This window comes from Methylomagnum sp., assembly GCF_054333355.1.
In genome coordinates this window covers 1-2,993 of the sequence record NZ_JBTEKS010000480.1, presented here as the reverse complement: position 1 = coordinate 2,993, position 2,993 = coordinate 1, and the positions used below count along the sequence as shown (strand labels likewise).

Here is a 2,993-nt window from a genome sequence, read left to right as displayed (position 1 = left end):
ATCGCGGGCTGAAGCCCGCTCCCACAATTATTCAGGCCACCACCGCCTCCATCCGATGAATAATCTCCTTGATTTCCTCGCCGCCGACCACTTCCCGCTCCTGTAGCACGCGGGCGATTTCATCCAGGATGTTGCGTCGCTGGGTCAGGATTTCCCGCGCCCGCCGCTGGCCCTCTTCCACCAGATCGCGCACTTCCGAGTCGATCAGCCGGGCGGTTTCCTCGCTGAAATTGCGCTCCTCCGCGCCCTCGACATTGAGATAGGCGAGTTGCTGGCGCTTGCCGTAGGTGAGCGGGCCGAGCCGCTTGCTCATGCCCAACTGGCAGACCATGGCGCGGGCGATGTCCGAAGCCTTTTCCAAATCGTTCTGAGCGCCGCTGGACATGTTGCCGAACACCAATTCCTCCGCCGTCCGGCCCCCCAGCAGGATGGCGATGTGGTCACGCAGTTCGTCCTCGGTGGACAGGAATTTCTCCTCGACCGGCAGTTGCAGGGTATAGCCCAGCGCCGCCGCGCCACGGGGGATGATGGAGACCTTGTGGACCGGCTCGCCGGTCGGGACGATCTCCGCCACCAGGGCGTGGCCGGATTCGTGGAAGGCCACCCGGCGCTTCTCCTGCTCGTTGAGGGTGCGGGACTTCTTCTCGGGACCGGCGATGATGCGGTCTATCGCCGCTTCAAAATCCGTCATCCGAACCACCTCCGCGTTCTCCCGCACGGCGATGATGGCCGCTTCGTTGGCGATGTTGGAAAGGTCAGCGCCGACCAAGCCGGGCGTGCGCTGGGCGACGACGCGGAGATTCACATCCGGCCCCAGCGTGATGGCCTTGGTGTGCAATTGCAGAATGGCGAGGCGGTCCTCCAGGCCGGGCTTGTCCACCACGATCTGGCGGTCGAAGCGGCCCGCCCGCAGCAGCGCCTTGTCGAGGATTTCCGGGCGGTTGGTCGCGGCCATCACCACCACGCCGACCGACGGGTCGAAGCCGTCCATCTCGGTGAGCAACTGGTTGAGGGTCTGCTCGCGCTCATCGTGCCCGCCCATGACCACCGGGCCACCGCGCGCCCGCCCGATAGCGTCCAGCTCGTCGATGAAGATCATGCACGGCGCCTTTTGGCGAGCTTGCTCGAACAGGTCGCGCATCCGCGCCGCGCCCACGCCCACGAACATCTCGATGAACTCGGCGCCGCTGATATTGAAGAACGGCACGCCCGCCTCGCCCGCCACCGCCCGCGCCAGCAGGGTTTTGCCGGTGCCGGGCGGGCCGACCAGCAGCACGCCCTTCGGCATCCGACCGCCCAAGCGCTGGATGCGGCTGGGGTCGCGCAGGAATTCGATGGTCTCCTTCAACTCCTGCTTGGCTTCCTCGGCGCCCGCCACGTCCTGGAAAGTTACCTTCACCGACTCGTCGGCGTTGATGCGGACCCGGTTGCGGCCAAAGCTCAAGAAACCGCGCCCGGCCCCGGTCATGCGGCGGGCCATCCAGGTCCATAGCGCGAACAGGATGCCGATGGGCAGCAGCCAGTTGAAGATGAAATTGCCCAGCCAGTTGCTCCCATAGCGCACGCTGTACTTGACGCCCTTGGCTTCCAAGTCCTTCGCCAAGTCCTGGTTCCACAGGGGCACGGTGATGAAATGGCGCCGCTCTTCCTCCGGTTTGGCCGGTTTTAGGTAGCCGGTGATGACTTGATCGGTGATAACGGCGTCCTCGACCCGCTGTTCTTGCACGTACTTGAGGAACTCGCTGTAGGGGACTTCATCCTGGCGGGCTTCCTGCACGCCTTGCCAGAGATAGAGCGTGGCGAAAATCAGCAGGACGTACAGGATGGCGTTATTGCGGCGGCGGTTCTGGTTTTGTTCGCCGCCGGGGGGGTTGATCTCGACCTCGGGCTTGCTGAACGGGTTCAGGGCTTTCAGCGCGTCCAGCGCTTTCCCTCCAAGGTCTTGCCAGACTTTGCGGAGAGGGGATTCGGGGGAGTTGGAAGGTCCATTTGGCATGATTGGCTCCAAGGATTTGGTGAGTTCGGTTCGCCACCGGGCGCTCTCGTTGCCGAAAACGGGAAGGGCTGTGTAGGTCGGGCTTAAGCCCGACCTACAGTCGCTGGGCGGTCGCGCATTGAGTGGGTAATAATGCCGGAACTGTGCATTTTCAACCGGCTGTCCGCCGATAGCCATCCGGTTATACTAGTAAAAAACCATCGTAACGCCGGAATCTCGGCACCCACCCAGCCGATTACTTTTAGAGAAGAAAAATTTATGGCGAAACTCCAGGTATTTTTCTCGGGCGAACTGAAGGGCGAATATCGCTTGGACGACCATGACGAGGTCACGATAGGCCGTGCCCCCACTTGCGATATCGTCATCGACAACGGTGCCTTGTCCCGCCATCACTGCACGCTGCGGGAGTCCGGCGGTCTATGGACGATCATCGACGAGGGTTCCTCCAACGGCACCTATATCGACGGCAAGAAGATCAGCCAGCAGGCGCTCAAGCACAAGGACCGCGTGACGCTGGGCAAGCATACCCTGTTGTTTGATCTTGTGAGCCGACGGGATGGCGTCGAATTGGGCGAGGTTCTGGAAGAGCAGCCGCCGGTGGAATTGGAGGCGGGCAGCACGGTGGTTCTCACCAAAGCCGCCGTGGATCAGATCATGGCCCGCAGCCAGAAGCAGCAGGCTGGCATGGCGCTGATTCTGATGGGCAAGAACCGGCAGGTGACGCCGCTGGCCCAGACCCGGACCCGCATCGGCAAGGGCGCGGATTGCGAGGTGCGGGTTTCAGGGCTGTTCGTGAAGCAGGAGCAGGCCGTGGTGGTCAAGGTGGAACACGGCTACAAGATTTTCCACAAGGGCGGGCTGCGGTCCATGCAGGTCAATGGGAAGAAGAGCAAGGAGGCTTTCTTGCAAGTCGGCGACACCATCAGCATCGCCGGGCAGAAGTTTTACTACGGGAGTTTGTAGATTGATCGTGGGAGCGGGCTTCAGCCCGCGACCG

At 62.4% G+C, this 2,993-nt stretch carries 2 protein-coding genes; one reads left to right on the top strand and one right to left on the bottom strand.

From position 1 onward, the window contains the following. Window positions 1-31: 31 nt before the first annotated feature. Entirely contained in the window at window positions 32-1,996 is a 1,965-nt protein-coding gene (gene ftsH / locus ACXWUF_RS21355; protein ID WP_458496558.1) for an ATP-dependent zinc metalloprotease FtsH, read from the bottom strand. A gap of 258 nt (window positions 1,997-2,254) precedes the next feature. Here ftsH and ACXWUF_RS21350 point away from each other — a divergent pair, with 258 nt between their 5' ends. Continuing rightward, on the top strand, window positions 2,255-2,959 hold the full coding sequence (locus ACXWUF_RS21350) for an FHA domain-containing protein (protein WP_458496557.1): 705 nt from the start codon (window positions 2,255-2,257) through the stop codon (window positions 2,957-2,959). The last annotated feature ends 34 nt before the right edge of the window (window positions 2,960-2,993 follow it).

Excerpts from the sequence above, each read along its gene's own strand:
- ACXWUF_RS21350 (WP_458496557.1), top strand. The coding sequence starts at position 2,255 with ATGGCGAAACTCCAGGTATTTTTCTCGGGCGAACTGAAGGGCGAATAT.
- ftsH (WP_458496558.1), bottom strand. The coding sequence starts at position 1,996 with ATGCCAAATGGACCTTCCAACTCCCCCGAATCCCCTCTCCGCAAAGTC.